Source organism: Desulfurivibrio nitratireducens (assembly GCF_044068515.1).
Taxonomy (GTDB): Bacteria; Desulfobacterota; Desulfobulbia; order Desulfobulbales; family Desulfurivibrionaceae; genus Desulfurivibrio.
Genome location: NZ_JBIPKI010000009.1, coordinates 1 through 16,666 on the forward strand (window position 1 = coordinate 1; position 16,666 = coordinate 16,666).

The following is a 16,666-nucleotide window of genomic DNA, read 5'->3' on the forward strand; positions in this document are numbered from 1 at the left end:
CGAGCGCGTGTTCAAGGGCCATAAACCGCCTCGACCCGGGCCCGGGCGGCGGCGATCTCGCGAACATCCAGGGGCGGGGCCGCCACGGCATCGAGTACCGCCACCACCTGCCCCCTGCTCACCGGATCGCCCGGATCCAGGTCAAGCCGCCGCACCTCGGCGGCCAGCGGGGCCGAGATTACGAAGGAATCGACCACCCGGGTCCGCCCTTCCTCCTCGATGCTCTGCCGCAGGGGCCCCCGGCTGACCGTTTCACTGTCCACCAGCAGGGGGGTTGGCCGCAGGGCCAGAAAGAGCAAGGCCATGATCGCCAAGGCGATGATAATTTTGAGATAGTTTCGCTTTAAAAGCGCCATCCAAACCCCCATGCGCAAGCGCAGGCTTGCCGGTCCACCCTTGGCAGGTTGCGATCCCAGCCGGGCCCGGGGCCCGGACTGAAAATTAATAACCGCCACCGGCCCGGCAACCCCGGAGCCAATATACCACTGTCCGCTCGCATATCCTCTGCTTTCCCCGGGCTCACCGAGCTTTAATCCAACCCAACCAATCGGCCGCCAATAATTACATTTTTTCAACCCCTCGCTAATCGGCGGATTTCAAGGCCGCCACCAGATCGATGCGGTGCAGCAGGCGGCGGACGATCAAACCTGAAATTACCGCGGCTATCGCCACCACCGTGGCGGCGGTGGCGTAGGTAGCCGGTTCCATGACCAGGGGGATCCGGTAGAGATCGGAACGCAGGCCCAGGGTAAGATACCAGCAGAACCAGTAGCCGATCAGCCAGCCCACCGGGATGCCGAAGATCGTCAGCAGGGCCAGCTCCCCCATCAGGATATAGTCGGTTTCGGCCCTGGTCAGCCCCAGGACCCGCAGGGAGGCCAATTCGCGGCTCCGTTCGGAAAGGGCGATCCGGGCACTGTTATACACAATACCAAAGGCGATGCTGCCCGCCAACAGGGTGGTGATAAAACTGAAGACCAGGACCGTATCGGCCATGGTTTCCCGGAAATTGGTGATCGCCGCCATGCGCCGGCTCACCCCCGCCACCCGGGGACTTTCCCGCAGCTCGCCGCTCACCGCCGCCACCTCTTCCTCGGCCACCGCCAGGAAGGCGCCGTTGAAAACTTCGCCTTCGCCCAAAGCCCGGTTCAGGGCCGCCATCTCCATGTAGGCCGAGACTCCGATATGTTCGTTGACCAGGCCGACCACCGGCAGATCGAGCACCTGGCGCCGGCCTTCCAGGCTTTCCACCCGGACCGGGTCGCCGATCTGCAAAGCCAGCATTTCCGCCAGGTAATCGGTCAGGATCAGACCGTCCTGGGGCGGAGAGAGGATGGCCAGCCGGTCATCGAGCACCCGGCGCAACTCCCCTTCGGCCACCAGGCCATGCAGGACCGTGCGAAAGGTCCGATGCTGGTGGCGCAGCCTGACCGGCACCGCCCGCTGCCCCTCGGCCGCCGTAACGCCAGGCAAGGCCATGAGTTCGTACAGCACCCGCTGGGAGGTAACCTCGTTGAAGCTCACCGCCAGATCGTAGCGCTGGGCCAGTCCGAACTGGACATCGATCATATAGTCGGCGGCATCCTGCCAGAAATGGCCCATCATCAGGATGGCGCAGGCCAGGGAAATACCGAAAATCGCCAACAGGGCCTTGCCGGGCCGCCGTTCAAAGTTGCGGAGAATCATCCGGGAGGGCTGGCTCAGGTAACGTTGCCAGCCCAGGCGCTCGATCAAGGTGGGGCGGTAGGCGGCGGGGATTTCCGGGCGCATGGCCTCGGCCGGGGGCAAAAGCACCGCCCGGCGCACCGCGCTCAGGGTTCCGACCAGGGCCGCCCCGCAGGTAACCGCGGCCCCCAGCAGGATCACCTGCCAGCTCAGGCGGTATTCGAGGACCGGAAAGCGGAAGAATTCGGCATAGATCCGGGCCATGGCCTCGCCCAGAATCAGGCCGCCCAGGGTACCCAGGACCAGGCCCAGGGAGGTCATCAACAGGACCAGTTGGCTGTAGTGCCGGCCCACCTGCCAATGGGTGTAACCGAAGGCCTTGAGGATCGCGATCTGTTCGCGCTGGGTGGTGATCAGCCGGGCCAGGACCACGTTGAGCAGAAAGGCGGCCACCGCCAGGAAGATGGCGGGGTATATCCAGGCCATGGTGGCCAACTGCTCGAACTCGGCCTCGAGATACATGTGGGATTGCTGGTCAGCGCGGGTTACGGCCCCAATGCCGCCGTAGGGCGTCAGCAGTCGATCAAGCTCGGCCACCACCTCCAGAGGGGTCGCGTCCCGCTCCAGGCTGAGAACCACGCTGTTGAAAGCGCCGTCCAGGTCACTGGCGGGGGCCAGTTGGGAACGATTGAGCCAGAGAATGCCGTAGCGCAGGTTGTCGGGGTATAATTCGCCGGGCTGAAGCTGGTAGATATGTTCCGGACTTACGGCGATGCCGCTGACCACCAGTTCCTGGAGACGGCCGTTGAGCACCACCTCCAGGCGATCTCCGGGCAAAAGCCCGTGGGCGTCGGCAAAACCGTCGCTGATCACGGCCTCGTTGCGCCCGGCGGCCGGCAAACTGCCCAGGCGAAGGTAGAGCCGGTTGAGTTCGGGCTCGGCCCCGTCGGGCAGGGAAATCAGCAGTCCGGTGATCGGGTCGACGAAATCGGCCACCCCGATGGTGGCGGCGGACTGGACCCGGGTTTCCGCCAGCCGAACCCCGTCGATGGCGGCAATGGCGGCGGCCAGCTCGTTGGGGGCCCGCTTGAGCTCGGCAAAGATTTCACCGAAACGGTATTCGCGATAGAAGCCGTCGCGGGTCTGGCGCAGGGAATCCAGGGAGGAAAGCGACATCAGCAGGGTGGCCAGCCCGCCGGCGATCACCACCGCGATGGCCAGGCTCTGGCCCCGCAACTGCCAGAGTTCGCGGAACAATTTGCGGTGCAGGGCCTTCATCGGCAAGCCTTGGCTACCATCTCAGTTCCTTGGCCGGACAGGGCTTTTCGTTGATCTCGATCCGGCCGATCCGGCCGTCGCTCAAGTGGATAACCCGGTGGGCCATCCGGGCAATATCGGCGTTATGGGTGATCAGGGCGGTGGTGGTTCCCACCTCGTGGTTGATCCGTTCCAGCACTTCAAGCACCACGACCCCGGTTTTGGAATCCAGGGCCCCGGTGGGCTCGTCGCAGAGCAGCACCTGGGGCCGCTTGGCGATGGCCCGAGCGATGGCCACCCGCTGCTGCTCCCCGCCGGAAAGCTGGGCGGGGAAATGATCAAGCCTTTCACCCAGCCCCACCAGGGCCAGGGCTTCTTCCGGGGTCAGAGGGTTTCGGGCGATCTCGGTGACGATGGCCACGTTTTCCCGGGCGGTCAGGCTGGGAATCAGATTGTAGAACTGAAAGACGAAACCGACCATGTGACGGCGAAACTCGGTGAGTTCGGCCTCGCCCGCGACGGCCAGGTCGCGGCCCCCGCAGATGACGGTGCCGGTGGTGGGCGGATCGAGCCCGCCCAGGATATTGAGCAGGGTCGATTTACCGCTGCCCGAGGGCCCCAGCAATACCACCAGCTCGCCCCGGTAAAGGTCCAGATCCACCCCGTCCAGGGCCCGGACCTCCACCTCGCCCATCCGATAGATTTTGGTCAGGCCCTCGGCATGGAAAACGATTTCCGCGGAATCCGGCGATGCAGGGTCGGCTGGCGACGGCATGATCAGCTCCAAAGCGGGGTCCGGCAAAGACTGCTCCTGGCCACATCATGCCAGATTTCCCCGGGGAGAACAACCGCCGGCCAAAGTCCGGCAGAAAATGGCGACCCCGGGCCCACACAAGAGAAACCACCGCCCCAAAAGATTTGGCAGCAAAGAGAACCAGGAGAGCAAAGCGCAGAAACCGCCAAACACCCTTTTACCAAGGTAAGCTTGCCGCAGTGCCGCAGATTCGGGCAAGCGGCCCGGCGCCGCATAGTTCGCTATGCAAGCCGGGCTGATCGCCCGAAGATGATCTGGTTGCTTGCAAGAGACGGGGAATCGGGATAATTGCGCGATAAACGGCCGCAATTATACAGCCAAGCCCGGTAAACTTGCCGCAGTGCCGCAGATTCGGGCAAGCAGCCCGGCGCCGCATAGTTCGCTACGCAAGCCGGGCTGATCGCCCGAAGATGCGGTGGTTGCTTGCAAGAAGCGGGGATTTGGGACAATTACGCGATAAACGGCCGCAAATACACGGCCAAGCCCGGTAAACTTGCCGCAGTGCCGCAGATTCGGGCAAGCAGCCCGGCGCCGCATAGTTCGCTATGCAAGCCGAGCTGATCGCTCGAAGATGCGGTGGTTGCTTGCAAGAAGCGGGGAATCGGGACAATTACGCGATAAACGGCCGCAAATACACGGCCAAGCCCGGTAAACTTGCCGCAGTGCCGCAGATTCGGGCAAGCAGCCCGGCGCCGCATAGTTCGCTATGCAAGCCGGGCTGATCGCCCGAAGATGCGGTGCTGCGGCAAGTTTACAGGTAGTTACGGATGGCGTCGGCCATGGTCAGACAGATCTGGCGGAAGCGTTCCTCGTTGCGCTCCAGCAAAGTGGTGCGGAAGCCCTGAAGCTCGGTGGCGAATGAACTCAGGGGGACCACGCAAATCCCGGTGGAACCCAGCAGGTAGTAGACAAAGCGCTTGTCCGGCGAGGTGCCGGGCTTGGCCACCAGGGCCTCGACGTGGGCCCGGACCTCCGGATTGGCAATGGGCAGGGTCTGGCTCTGGTTGAGGGCCCCTGGGGCGAAGGCCACGCTCATGTAGAAGGCGCCGTTGGTCCGGTTGACGATGAGACCGTCCACCCCTTTGAGAACATCGTAAGCGATGTTGGAGGCCGTCTCATATCGCTTGATCCGCTCGGCCAGGTAGGCGTTGTACTCGGGATGGCTGACGATGGCGGGCAATACCATCTGGGGCAAGGTGGTGGAGCAGACCTCCACCATCTTGGAGTTGAGGATCGAAGCCACGTATTTCTGGAACATCGGGTCGCGGTCGGCGTTGTAGACCTCGATCCAGCCGCAGCGGGAGCCGGGCCAGGGCATCTCCTTGGAAATCCCCCGCATGTTGATGGCCGGAACGTCGCCGATGACTTCGGCCAAAGGCCTGGTCTGTTGTCCGTTATAGACGATGCGCTGGTAAACCTCGTCGCAGATGATAAAGAGATCGTACTTGCGGGCCAGGGCCACGATCCCCCGCAGGATATCCTCGGGGTAAACCGCGCCGGTGGGGTTGTCGGGGTTGATCAGCAGGATGCCGGCCACGGCCGGATTGTACTTGATCCGGTTTTCCAGGTCCTCCAGGTCGGGGAACCAGTGGTTGTGGGGATCGAGCCGGTAGGAGACGGGCCGGTCGCCGGCATGGGCCGCCTCGCCGGAGGAGTGGGTGGTATAGCTGGGCGACGGCACCACCACCCGGGCGGTACGGCGCAGAAAACCGTAAACCTTGCTGATCGCGTCGCCCAGGCCGTTGAAGAAAAGAATATCGTCCGGGGTGATCTGGACCCCGCCCCGGCTATTGACCTCGGCGGCCAGAAACTCGCGGGTGGCGAGGATGCCGCGGGTGGGGCAGTAGCCGTAGCTGGCGTTCTCCATGGCGTACTGGGCCACCACCTTTTTCATCCAGAGGGGAATTTCCTCGCCCTTGGCCACCGGATCGCCGATGTTTTCCCAGTAGGTTTTAATTCCCAGCTGCTGGAGCTTTTCCCCCACCGCGACGATATTGCGAATTTCGTAGGTCAACTCCCCGGCGCCGATGTGCACTATGTCGGTACGCATACCACCTTGTCCTTAATCCAAATAGGGGGGAAACGTCCAGCCCCCCGGATCCTGCCGCAACCCGACCGAACGTTTGCGGAACTATATTTCCCTTAAGCCAAAAAAACTAAGCCCGTCAGGCAACCCGCGACCAAACCGCAAAGGCCGCACCTCCTAACATTAGGGCACATTAGGGCAACGGCCTTTTTAACCACGCTCCAACCAGTTTAGCAAGCTCATCTTTGCGCGCAGCCCTGGAACCGCTCTTGCGCTTTGCGGGGTTAAACGATCAGCAGGGCCGCATATTTTGGGCGCGGGGAGCGGCATCGGCCGGACCGACTAAGCAAGCCGGACCGCTCGCCCGAATCCGCGGTGCCGCTGCTCGCTTACCGCTGATCCATGGGGATGAAGGGGCGGCTCAAGGGCCCGACATAGATCTGGCGGGGACGGCTGATGCGCCAGCCCGGATCGTCCCACATCTCCTTCCAGTGAGCGATCCAGCCGGGAAGACGGCCCAGGGCGAACATCACCGTGAACATGCTGGTGGGAATACCGATGGCCCGGTAGATGATCCCGGAATAAAAATCGACGTTGGGATAGAGATTGCGCTCGACGAAGTACTCATCCTTCAGGGCCACCTCTTCCAGTTCCTTGGCGATATCCAGCAAGGGGTCGGCAAATTTGAGATCATCCAGGACATCGTCGCAGGCCTGCTTAATGATCCGGGAACGGGGATCGTGGGTCTTGTAAACCCGGTGGCCGAAGCCGGCCAGGCGGAAGGGGTCATTGGGATCCTTGGCCCGCTCCACGTATTTCCGGAAATCGCCCCCGTGCTGGTGAATGTTTTCCAGCATCTCCATCACCGCCTGGTTGGCCCCGCCGTGCAGGGGGCCCCAGAGGGCACTGATCCCGGCGGAAACCGAGGCGTAGAGGTTGACCCGGGCGCTGCCCACCATCCGCACCGTCGAGGTGGAACAGTTCTGCTCATGATCGCCGTGGAGAATAAGCAGCTTGTTGAGCGCCGCCACCACCTTGTGATTGATCTCGTAGGGCTTGACCGGCGAGTCGAACATCATATTGAGAAAATTGGCGCAATAGGAAAGGTCATAACGCGGATAAACCACGGGATGGCCCATGGATTTCTTATAGGAGAAGGCGGCGATGGTCCGGACCTTGGAAATCAGGCGGGCCGACATCTTGTCGATATTCTCCAGGGGATTCTCGGTCATCTCCGGATAAAAGTTGCACAGGGAGTTGACCATCGAGGAGAGGATCGCCATCGGCGGGCTTTTGGGCGGATAGCTGTCGAAGAAGCGGATCATGTCCTCGTGGATCATGGCGAAGTCGTTGAGCATCCGGCTGAATTCGGAAAGTTCCTCCCGGGTGGGCAGAGTGCCGTGATCCAGCAGGTAAGCCACCTCGACGAAGGTGCAGTTTTCGGCCAGATCGGCGATATCGTAGCCGCGATAGCTCAGGATGCCCCGTTCGCCGTCGAGATAGGTGATATTACTGTTGCAGGAACCGGTATTGGCATAGCCGGGGTCAAAGGCGATATGGCCGGTCTTGGCCCGCAGGGTTCGGACGTCGATGGCTTTTTCGCCTTCGGTGCCGACGATTATCGGCAGCTCATAAACCTGCCCGTCGATCTTGATTTCGGCTTTCTCGCCGGAATAATAGTTGTGCGGCATATGGCAAAATCCTTTTTAGTGATTAGCGAATCGGTTATTTTACCGCTGAGTTCGTCCGGTTTCAAGGGCAAAGCCTGCCCCCTGTTGTTCCCGCCGGATTATCCGCGGCAGACCGACGCGAAGGAGATCTGATGACTATTTACCAGGAAAGATTGCGGAAGTTCATCACCGAGGTCACTCTTTACCCGGTTTCCTGCGAGAAACTGGCGGCGGGCCGCGGCGACCGGGAATGGCTGGAGGCGGTGCTGGCGGGCGGGGCCAGGATCGTCCAGTTGCGGGACAAGGAGGCCGACGGCCGCACCCTGCTGGCCAAGGCCAAGCTATTCCGCCGCAAAACCCGGGAGGCCGGCGCCCTGTTCATCGTCAACGACCGCCTGGATATCGCCCTGCTCAGCGAAGCCGACGGAATTCACCTGGGCAACCAGGATCTGCCCTGCGAAGAGGTTCGCCGCTTCGCCCCCGACCTGCTGATCGGCGTCTCCTGCAACCGCGAGGAAGAAGCCGCCAGCGCCGAAGAGCGGGGCGCCTCCTACTACAACATCGGCCCCCTCTTCACCACCGGAACCAAGGAAGGCATCAAGGAGTTCCTTGGCCTGGAAGCCATCCCCCGCTTTTCCCGCCACTCTTCCCTGCCCTTCACGGTTATGGGCGGTATCAAGAAGCAGCATATCCCGGCCCTGCTGGCCGCCGGGGTTCGCCGCCCGGCAGTGGTCACCGCCCTGACCCAGGCGGCGGATATCGCCGCCGAAACCCGGGAATGGGTGAACCTGCTCAGCAAGCAAGCCCTCTGAACCACCGGCAAAAGCCCCTTGCCCTGCCTGCACCACAAGTGCAAGCAGGTCCGGCGACCATACTGCTGTACGTCGCCGGACCTGCTCCAAACAAGATGTAAGGCTGTCGGACCTTTAGCGATCCAGGGTTTCCAGGTAACGATAAAGCGGCGAATCAGTGGTCAGCACCAGGCGGGTATTCTTGCCCAAAGTGGCCTGGTAGGACTCCAGGGTTTTATAAAAACGGTAAAACTCGGGATCGCGGCTGTACGCCTCGGCGTAAATCCGGGCGGCATCGGCATCGGCCTGGCCGCGCAGGGTCTGGGCCTCCCGGGAAGCGCCGGAACGGATCTCCAGCAGATCACGCTCCATTTTACCGAGAATCTCGGCCTTGCTGCCCTCGCCGCGGGAACGGAGATCGGCGGCGATCCTTTTCCGCTCCGAAATCATCCGGTCAAAGACCCGGCGCTGGACGGAATCGATATAGTTGACCCGCCGCAACATCACGTCCACCAGCTCGATCCCGTACTGCTTGACCACCTCGGCGGCCCTTTCGTGGATCATGTTGCTGATCACGTCCCGGCCCAGTTCCACGTGTTCAATTTCCGCCGGCTCCAGCATGCTGATCCGCATGGCCTGGGGCTCCCAGTCGGAGCTGCGAATGAACTCCACCAGGTTGTTCTGGTTGACGAAGTCCCGGATGGTGCCGTCGATAATGGCGTCAAGAACTCCCTGGGCCCGGGCTTCGGTGTGCATCGACTGCATGAAGCGCAAGGGATCGACAATCCGCCAGCGGGCGGTTGCGTCGATATGGACGAAGGTCTTGTCCCGGGTGGGGATCTGGTTGGGATCCCCGTCCCAGATCAGGATCCGCTTGTCAAAGTAGGTGACATCCTGGACAAAGGGCACCTTGAACTTCAGCCCCGCCTCGGTTACCGGCTCGCCCACCGGGCGGCCGAACTGGGTGACCACCGCCTGGCGATCCTCGGGCAGAACGTAGACCCCGTTGGCCACCACCAGGCCTAGGGCAACAATCACGACAATTAAAATGGTACGCACAATATTTTTCACAAAAGCCTCCGCTTTTACTTATCCGCGAGGATTTTCAGCGCCCGACAAACCCTGAGCCTTATTGGCCCGGGGTCTTGCCGGCGGCGCCAAGGTTGAGCAGGGGCAGTAACGACTTCTGCTCCTTGTCGATGACCACCACTTCGCTGACCTGGGGCAGCACCCGCTGCATGGTTTCGAGGTAAAGCCGCTGCCGGGTGACTTCCCGGGCCTGGCCGTACTCCTCGAGCAAGGCGACAAAGCGGGAGGTTTCACCCTGGGCCAGATTGACCCGTTCGGTCATGTAGCCGCGGGCCTCTTCCACCGTCCGGCGGGCGTCACCCCGGGCCCGGGGCACCTCGCGATTGTAAATCTCCTCGGCCTCGTTGATCAGGCGCTGCATATCCTGATCGGCCTCATTGACCTCGTTGAAGGCGGGCTTGACCGGTTCCGGCGGGTTGACGTCCTGCAACTGCACCGTGATGATCCGAACCCCGCTCTCATAGCGGTTCAGGGTTTCCTGCAGTTCCCGCGCCATGGCGTCGGCCAGCAGCGCCCGGCCCTCGAGGACTCCGTCGAAGTCCATGTTGCCCACCAGCCGCCGCAGGGTCATTTCACTGACATCACGCACCGCCTGGGGGATATCGCGGATTCGGAAAAGAAAGTGATAGGGATCGTCAACCCGGTACTGGACCACCCACTCCATATCGATGACGTTGCGATCGCTGGTCAGCATCAGCGATTCCTCGGTGTAGCCCTGCTTCTGATACTGGGTTCGGTCAGCCACCGTCCGGGTGCGAAAGCCGAACTGCTCTTTACGTACCGACTCCATGTCCACCTTGTGCACCACGTCCATAAGCGGAATTTTGAAGTTCAAGCCCGGGTTGGTGGTCTTATTGTACTTGCCCAGGCGCAGGACCACTCCCTGTTCCCCGGGGCGGATGGTGTAAAAGGAAGAAAACAGGAGCAAGCCGACCAGGACCACTCCGACCACGGTGGCGATGGTGCCGGGATTGACCCCGGGTCCGCCTGGTTCATCTGAATTCCGGGAGCCGCCGCCTGAGCCGCCGCCTCCTTCAAAGAAACGCTTGACCTTGTTGATCAGCGCCGTCAGTTGCTCCTCCGGAGATTGACCGCCTTTGCGCTGTCCCCAAGGGGGTTGCTGATTGTCCCATGCCATAAAAACCGTCCTCTAAAATCCAGTATGATTGGTTGTAGCCTTCGCAAAAAGCCGCTTCCCCGACCAGCCACATCCGGCCGGGTCCGGCACATTATGCCTGCCTGCAAAAAAGCAAATTGACAAAATATACACGGGGATACACTTTGCCTTATTTCGCCGCCGGGTTCAACCTCTATTTGGTCGGGGGCTGCACAAAAAGCCGTACCGCCCACCGGCACGCATAGCTTGACTTTTTGCCGGAACCTCAGTAGAAAACGGGCACCTTGCCCCACGCACAGGTCCCGGCGCCGGGACCCGAAACAAAAAAAGCGTAACCCCTAAGGATTACGCTTTTCATTGCTTGCCTGGTGCCGAAGGGGAGACTCGAACTCCCACGGGGAAACCCCCACTAGACCCTGAACCTAGCGCGTCTACCAGTTCCGCCACTTCGGCAGCACGTTTGAAGAGGCGATAATATAGACTCCCCCGCCCCTTTGTCAAGACAAAATAGGGGGAATCGCAAAAACCTGCCAAACGACTTGGTCGGTCATGCGAAAACAGCAGGTTGCCAAGCGGCCCCCGGCGGCGGCGCGGCTTTTGGCGGCGCCGCCGATCACTTAATCATGCGGTAAAGCAGAACCATGAAAATCTATACCAGCCTGGACCAGATTTCCGCCCCCTTCCCGCATGCCTGCGTAACCATCGGCAATTTCGACGGGGTTCACCTGGGCCACCAGCAGCTTTTCAGCACTGTCAGCGACCTGGCCCGGCGCCACCGGGGGACCGGGATCGCCATCACCTTCGATCCCCATCCCCTCCAGGTAGTCCAGCCCGAGACCGGGGTCAAGCTGATCTCCACCTACGAGCAGAAGGTGGAGCTGATCGCCATGGCCGGGGTGGACGTGCTGCTGGTGCTGCCCTTTACCCGGGAATTCGCCGCTACCGACGCCGAAAGTTTCGTCGATCGGGTACTGGTCAACACTCTCGGAGTCAGGGAACTGGTGGTGGGCTACGACTACGCCTTCGGTAAGGGCCGCCGCGGCAACGCCGAATTTCTCGAGGCCTGCGGCCGGGAACGGGGCTTTACGGTCCGGGTGATTCCCGCCTTTACGGTGGACGGCATGGTGGTCAGCAGCAGCAAGGTCAGGGAACTGGTGATGGCGGGCCGGATGGAAGATGTCACCAAGCTGCTCGGCCGCTACTATCAGTTGCGGGGGGTGGTCCAGATGGGGCGGAGACGGGGCGGCAGCATCCTGGGTTTTCCCACCGCCAACCTCAGCATCGACGAAAACGACCTCTGCCCCAAGCACGGGGTTTACGTCACCCAGGTGGTTTATGACGGCCGCTGCTATGGCGGGGTGCTCAATATCGGCTACAACCCCACCTTCGGCGAGGACAAGCTGGCAGTGGAAACCCATATCTTCGACTTCAAAGAGGACATCTACGGCAAGCCCCTCAAAATCAACCTGCTCAGGCATCTGCGCGATGAGCGCAAATTCGCCGGCCCCGAGGAACTGGCCGTCCAGATCGCCCTTGACGCCACCGAGGCCCGCAAAGTCCTGGCCGCCGCCGAAAAGGAGTTCATCCTCTCCTGCGCCGAAAAATACAACGACTGAACCGGGAAACCAGGGTTGGCCACAGCCTTCTTTATCCCCCGACAAACAAAGCCCGGCCATGAGTCATCCAGAGCTTAACCGCCGGCAGTGCCGCAGGTTGCGGCAAGCGGGGCGGCGCCGCGTACATAAGTACGCAAGCCGGCCTGATCGCCGCAAGATGCGGTGCTGCCGGCGGTTAAGTGCGGTAATTGGCGTTGATCTTGACGTAGTCCAGGGAAAAATCGCAGGTAAGGTACTCGGCGGCAGCGGCACCGGCCTGCAGGCCGACGGTCACCGTGAACTCCCCGCGGCGCAGCACCTCGGTGGCCCGGGCTTCGACCGCCGCCCCCTGGCCGACCCCGTCCCGCACCATGACCACGTCGTCGAAGGCGATGGCCACGGCCTCGGGATTGAAGTCGGCCCCGGAGCGGCCCAGGGCGGCAATGATCCGTCCCCAGTTGGCATCCTCGCCGAAGAAGGCGGTTTTGACCAGGTTGGAATTGGCGATGGTCCGGGCCGCCTGCCGGGCCTGGGCCTCGTCGGCCGCCCCCTCCACCCGGATGGTCACCAGCTTGGTGGCCCCTTCCCCGTCCCGCACCACCTGGCGGGCCAGATCCAGGCAAATCTCATCGAGCTGCTGCTGAAAAAGCCTCTGCCGGTGTGAACCGGCCGCCAGCAGCGGGGCCCCGGAGCGGCCGTTGGCCAGCACCAGCACCGTATCGTTGGTGCTGGTATCGCCGTCGATGGTAATCCGATTGAAGGAGCTTCTGACACTGCTTCGCAGCATGGTCCGCAGCAGTTCCGGCTCGACGGCGGCATCGGTGAGGATGAAGCAGAGCATGGTGGCCATGTCGGGCATAATCATGCCCGCCCCCTTGGCGATCCCGGCCATCTTTACCTCGACGCCGTCGAGCTGGAAAACTCGCTCGGCGGTTTTGGGTACGGTGTCGGTGGTCATGATCGCCCGGGAAACCTCCTCCAGCCCGCCGGGATTCAGGGCGGCAACCAAACGAGGGATGCCGCGCCGGAAACACTCGACATCGAGCTGCATCCCGATCACCCCGGTGGAGGAGAGTTGAACCAGTTCCTCCCCGATCCCCAGGGTGTCGGCGGCCATGGCCCCGCAGAGGCGGGCGTTGCGCATCCCCTCGGCGCCGGTGCAGGCGTTGGCGATGCCGGCATTGACCAGGATAGCCTGGGCCCGGCCGCCGCGGAGCCGCTCCTTGCCCAGCAGCAGCGGAGCGGCCTTGACGGTGTTGGTGGTAAAAACCGCGGCGGCCGCCGCCGGGGTATCGCTGACAATCAGCCCCAGATCGAGTCGATCCTTACCCCGGATTCCCGCCTTTACCGCTGCTGCCCGAAAACCGCGAACCTCCAGCATCTTTCTGCCTCCTTGGCCCATTGTTGGTTCAAAGAAAAAGCCTCATCGACAAAGCTGTCGGGCCAGGGTCCTGTAAGCTTAACCCTGGCGGCCGCAGCAGCGTTTATGCTTCTTGCCGCTGCCACAAGGACAAGGGGCGTTGCGGCCCACCTTGTCTTCCTGGCGGGTCACCGGGCGGCGCGGCTGTTCTTCGCCGGGCTGCTCGCGGCTGAGCTGCATCGGCGGCCGGCGGTTGCGCTGCTGGGCCTCGATGGCCTCGACATCGTCGTCCCGGACCAGCCGGATGCGCAACAGGGTGCTGACCGTCTTTTCGCGCATGGCTTCGATCATCTCCATGAACATCTGGAAGCCTTCCCGCTTGTATTCGATCAGGGGATTTTTCTGGCCGTAACCGCGCAGGCCGATCCCTTCCTTGAGATGATCCATGTTGAGCAGGTGTTCCTTCCAGTGGCTGTCCACCATCTGCAGCAGGATGATCCGCTCGAGTTGGCGCATATTTTCCGGTCCGATCTCTTCTTCCCGTTCCTCGTAACGGCTCTTAACCGCGGCCCGCAGCCGGGTGGCCAGCTCTTCGCCGTTGAGATCGGCCTTAGCCGGTTCATCCCAGGCCAGGGGGAAGGAGAACAGGGCGTTGAAGCGCTCCTCGATCCCGCTCCAATCCCAATCCTCCGAGGGGATTTTCTCCTCGGCAAATTCGACCACCAGGTTCTGGACCAGGTCGCCGACCATCTCCAGCACCACTTCCTTGAGGTCGGTGCTGGTCAGAACCTCGCGCCGCTGGCGGTAGATGACCTCGCGCTGCTTGTTCATCACATCGTCATACTCAAGCAGGTGCTTGCGGATCTCGAAGTTGTGGCCTTCCACCTTGCGCTGGGCGTTTTCGATGGCCTTGCTGATCATGTTGTGCTCGATGGGCTCATCCTCCTCCATCCCCAGCCGATCCATGATCCCGGAAATCCGGTCGGAACCGAAAATCCGCAGCAGGTCGTCCTCCAGCGAGAGGAAGAAACGGGAGGAACCGGGATCGCCCTGGCGCCCGGAACGTCCCCGCAACTGGTTGTCGATCCGCCGCGATTCATGCCGGCTGGTGCCGAGGATATGGAGGCCACCCAGGTCGGCCACCCCCTCGCCCAGCTTGATGTCGGTACCCCGGCCGGCCATGTTGGTGGCGATGGTCACCTTGCCCTTGTGGCCCGCGTCGGCGACAATCTCCGCCTCCTTGTCATGCTGTTTGGCGTTGAGGACCGCGTGGGGAATTTTTTCCTTCTTGAGCTGGGCCGAAATCTTTTCCGAGACATCGATGCTGATGGTGCCCACCAGAACCGGCTGGCCCTTTTCGTGCAGGTCCTTGATTTCGCGGACTATGGCTCGGTACTTGGCGTTCAGGGTCTTATAGATGGCATCGGGGTAGTCGATCCGGACCATGGGATGGTGGGTGGGAATCACCACCACGTCCAGGTTGTAGATCTTCTTGAATTCGGCCGCCTCGGTGTCGGCGGTACCGGTCATCCCGGCCAGTTTTTCATACATCCGGAAGTAGTTCTGGAAGGTGACCGAGGCCATGGTCTGGTTTTCCCGTTCCACCTTGACCCCTTCCTTGGCCTCCAGGGCCTGGTGCAGCCCGTCGCTGAAGCGGCGGCCCGCCATGGCCCGCCCCGTGAATTCATCGACGATCACCACCTGGTCGTCCCGGACCAGGTAATCGACGTCCCGCTTGAAGAGGACGTGGGCCTTCAGGGCCTGGTTGAGATGGTGGAGCTGTTCGATATTGCGGGGATCGTAGAGATTGTCCACCCCCAGCAGCTTTTCGCCCAGGGCCACCCCTTCCTCGGTCAGAGCCACCGAGCGGGCCTTTTCATCCACGGTGTAGTGGGTCTCGGCCTTGAAGTGGGGCAGCAGGGTGTTGACCTTGACGTAAAGTTCGGTGGAGACGTCGGCCGGGCCGGAAATGATCAGCGGGGTCCGGGCCTCGTCGATGAGAATGCTGTCCACCTCGTCGACGATGGCGAAATGGGGTTCCCGCTGGCAGAAGTCATCCAGCCGGAACTTCATATTGTCGCGCAGGTAGTCAAAACCGAACTCGTTGTTGGTGCCGTAGGTCACATCGGCGGCGTAAGCTTCCTTGCGGGCGGCATCGTCGACGCCATGCACGATCACCCCGACCTTGAGGCCGAGAAAATTATAAAGTTTGCCCATCCATTCGGCATCCCGCCGGGCCAGGTAATCGTTGACCGTGACCACGTGGACCCCGCGCCCGCTCAAGGCGTTGAGATAAACCGCCAGGGTAGCCACCAGGGTCTTGCCTTCACCGGTCTTCATCTCGGAGATCTTGCCCTGATGGAGCACGATGCCGCCGATGAGCTGAACATCAAAATGACGCATGGCCAGCACCCGGCGGGAGGACTCGCGAACCACGGCGAAGGCCTCGGGCAGCAGATCATCGAGACCGGCCCCCTGCTCCAGGCGCTGGCGGAATTCGCCGGTCTTGGCGGCCAGGGCGGAATCATCGAGGGCCTGGACGGCCGGCTCCAAATCGTTGATTCGGGCCACCAGGGGCTCCATGGCCTTGAGGATTCGCTCATTCTGGCTGCCGAAAATTTTCTTTAATACCTTGGCCAACATCTAAACACTCTCCTTGGCAGACAACATTGCGCCGGGCCGGCCCGCGGTGGCACGGGCAAGACGGCCGGCTTTAACGGGACACCGCTGGGGATCCGGCGGACAAAGCTCCGGCCCCTTTCATGCGGCCTCCCAGATCATTGACTCTTCGTTGCAATCCGGAAACATCGGACAATTGATACAATCGCTCCAGACCTTGTGCGGCAACTCATTTTTATCGATGGGGCGAAAGGCCAGCTTCTGAAAAAATTGCGGCTGGTAGGTCAGGGTAAAGACCCGGGAAATCCCGAAATCTTGAGCCTCGGCCAGACAGGAGCGGACCAGGGTACTGCCGACCCCCCGGCCCTGGAAGCTCTCGGCCACCGCCAGGGAACGGATTTCCGCCAGGTTCTCCCAGCAGATATGGAGGGAGCAGACCCCCAGCAGCCGGCTCTCAGGGCCGGCGGAGGTCACCGCCACCTTGAAATCGCGCAAGTGATCATACAGCGAACTGAGCGACCGGCCCAGCAACAGGTTCTTGCCGGCGAAAAACTGGAGCAGGGCGTAAATCGCCCGCACATCTTCCATCCGGGCATTGCGGACCAGGAAACCTCCCGGCTCCGCTCCTTTATCCTCCCCGGCGCCATCCTGGGCAATCGTCAT

General features: G+C 61.9%; 12 protein-coding genes and 1 tRNA gene. 2 read left to right on the forward strand and 11 right to left on the reverse strand.

All coding sequences use genetic code 11. The annotated features are described in order from the left end of the window. Positions 1-11 precede the first annotated feature (11 nt). The 5 genes from ACHHTY_RS04435 to ACHHTY_RS04455 form a co-directional block, all read right to left on the reverse strand. The gene (locus ACHHTY_RS04435) at positions 12-356 is read right to left on the reverse strand and encodes a hypothetical protein (RefSeq protein WP_395492859.1); all 345 of its coding nucleotides are present in this window, start codon (positions 354-356) and stop codon (positions 12-14) included. 226 nt (positions 357-582) lie between these two features. After that, complete coding sequence (locus ACHHTY_RS04440; RefSeq protein WP_395492860.1) at positions 583-2,943, reverse strand: ABC transporter permease; 2,361 nt, start codon at positions 2,941-2,943, stop codon at positions 583-585. Positions 2,944-2,956: 13 nt separating this feature from the next. Continuing rightward, a complete protein-coding gene (locus ACHHTY_RS04445; RefSeq protein ID WP_395492861.1) occupies positions 2,957-3,697 on the reverse strand; it encodes an ABC transporter ATP-binding protein in 741 nt (246 codons plus the stop codon). Between the two features lie 790 nt (positions 3,698-4,487). Continuing rightward, on the reverse strand, positions 4,488-5,786 hold the full coding sequence (locus ACHHTY_RS04450; protein WP_395492862.1) for a pyridoxal phosphate-dependent aminotransferase: 1,299 nt from the start codon (positions 5,784-5,786) through the stop codon (positions 4,488-4,490). A gap of 365 nt (positions 5,787-6,151) precedes the next feature. After that, a complete protein-coding gene (locus ACHHTY_RS04455; RefSeq protein ID WP_395492863.1) occupies positions 6,152-7,453 on the reverse strand; it encodes a citrate synthase in 1,302 nt (433 codons plus the stop codon). Between the two features lie 131 nt (positions 7,454-7,584). Between ACHHTY_RS04455 and thiE the strand changes: the two genes are divergently transcribed. Further along, complete coding sequence (gene thiE / locus ACHHTY_RS04460) at positions 7,585-8,244, forward strand: thiamine phosphate synthase (protein ID WP_395492864.1); 660 nt, start codon at positions 7,585-7,587, stop codon at positions 8,242-8,244. Positions 8,245-8,358: 114 nt separating this feature from the next. Here thiE and hflC read toward each other — a convergent pair whose 3' ends face one another. The 3 genes from hflC to ACHHTY_RS04475 form a co-directional block, all read right to left on the reverse strand. Next, a complete protein-coding gene (hflC, locus tag ACHHTY_RS04465) occupies positions 8,359-9,294 on the reverse strand; it encodes a protease modulator HflC (RefSeq protein WP_395492865.1) in 936 nt (311 codons plus the stop codon). Between the two features lie 58 nt (positions 9,295-9,352). Further along, positions 9,353-10,450 (reverse strand): FtsH protease activity modulator HflK, encoded by a 1,098-nt coding sequence (gene hflK / locus ACHHTY_RS04470; protein WP_395492866.1) that lies wholly within the window; start codon positions 10,448-10,450, stop codon positions 9,353-9,355. 345 nt (positions 10,451-10,795) lie between these two features. Beyond that, positions 10,796-10,882 (reverse strand) — tRNA-Leu (locus ACHHTY_RS04475). A gap of 188 nt (positions 10,883-11,070) precedes the next feature. On the opposite strand from ACHHTY_RS04475, the gene ACHHTY_RS04480 reads away from it, so the two are divergent. Then, positions 11,071-12,045, forward strand: coding sequence for a bifunctional riboflavin kinase/FAD synthetase (locus ACHHTY_RS04480; RefSeq protein WP_395492867.1), 975 nt, complete (start codon positions 11,071-11,073; stop codon positions 12,043-12,045). Positions 12,046-12,220: 175 nt separating this feature from the next. On the opposite strand, the gene argJ is transcribed toward ACHHTY_RS04480, so the two are convergent. The 3 genes from argJ to ACHHTY_RS04495 form a co-directional block, all read right to left on the reverse strand. Beyond that, positions 12,221-13,402 carry a bifunctional glutamate N-acetyltransferase/amino-acid acetyltransferase ArgJ gene (argJ, locus tag ACHHTY_RS04485; RefSeq protein ID WP_395492914.1) on the reverse strand — a complete coding sequence of 394 codons (1,182 nt, stop codon included), beginning with the start codon at positions 13,400-13,402 and terminating at the stop codon, positions 12,221-12,223. 81 nt (positions 13,403-13,483) lie between these two features. Then, positions 13,484-16,027, reverse strand: a complete 2,544-nt coding sequence (secA, locus tag ACHHTY_RS04490) for a preprotein translocase subunit SecA (RefSeq protein WP_395492868.1) — start codon at positions 16,025-16,027, stop codon at positions 13,484-13,486. A gap of 117 nt (positions 16,028-16,144) precedes the next feature. Further along, entirely contained in the window at positions 16,145-16,666 is a 522-nt protein-coding gene (locus ACHHTY_RS04495; RefSeq protein WP_395492916.1) for an N-acetyltransferase, read from the reverse strand.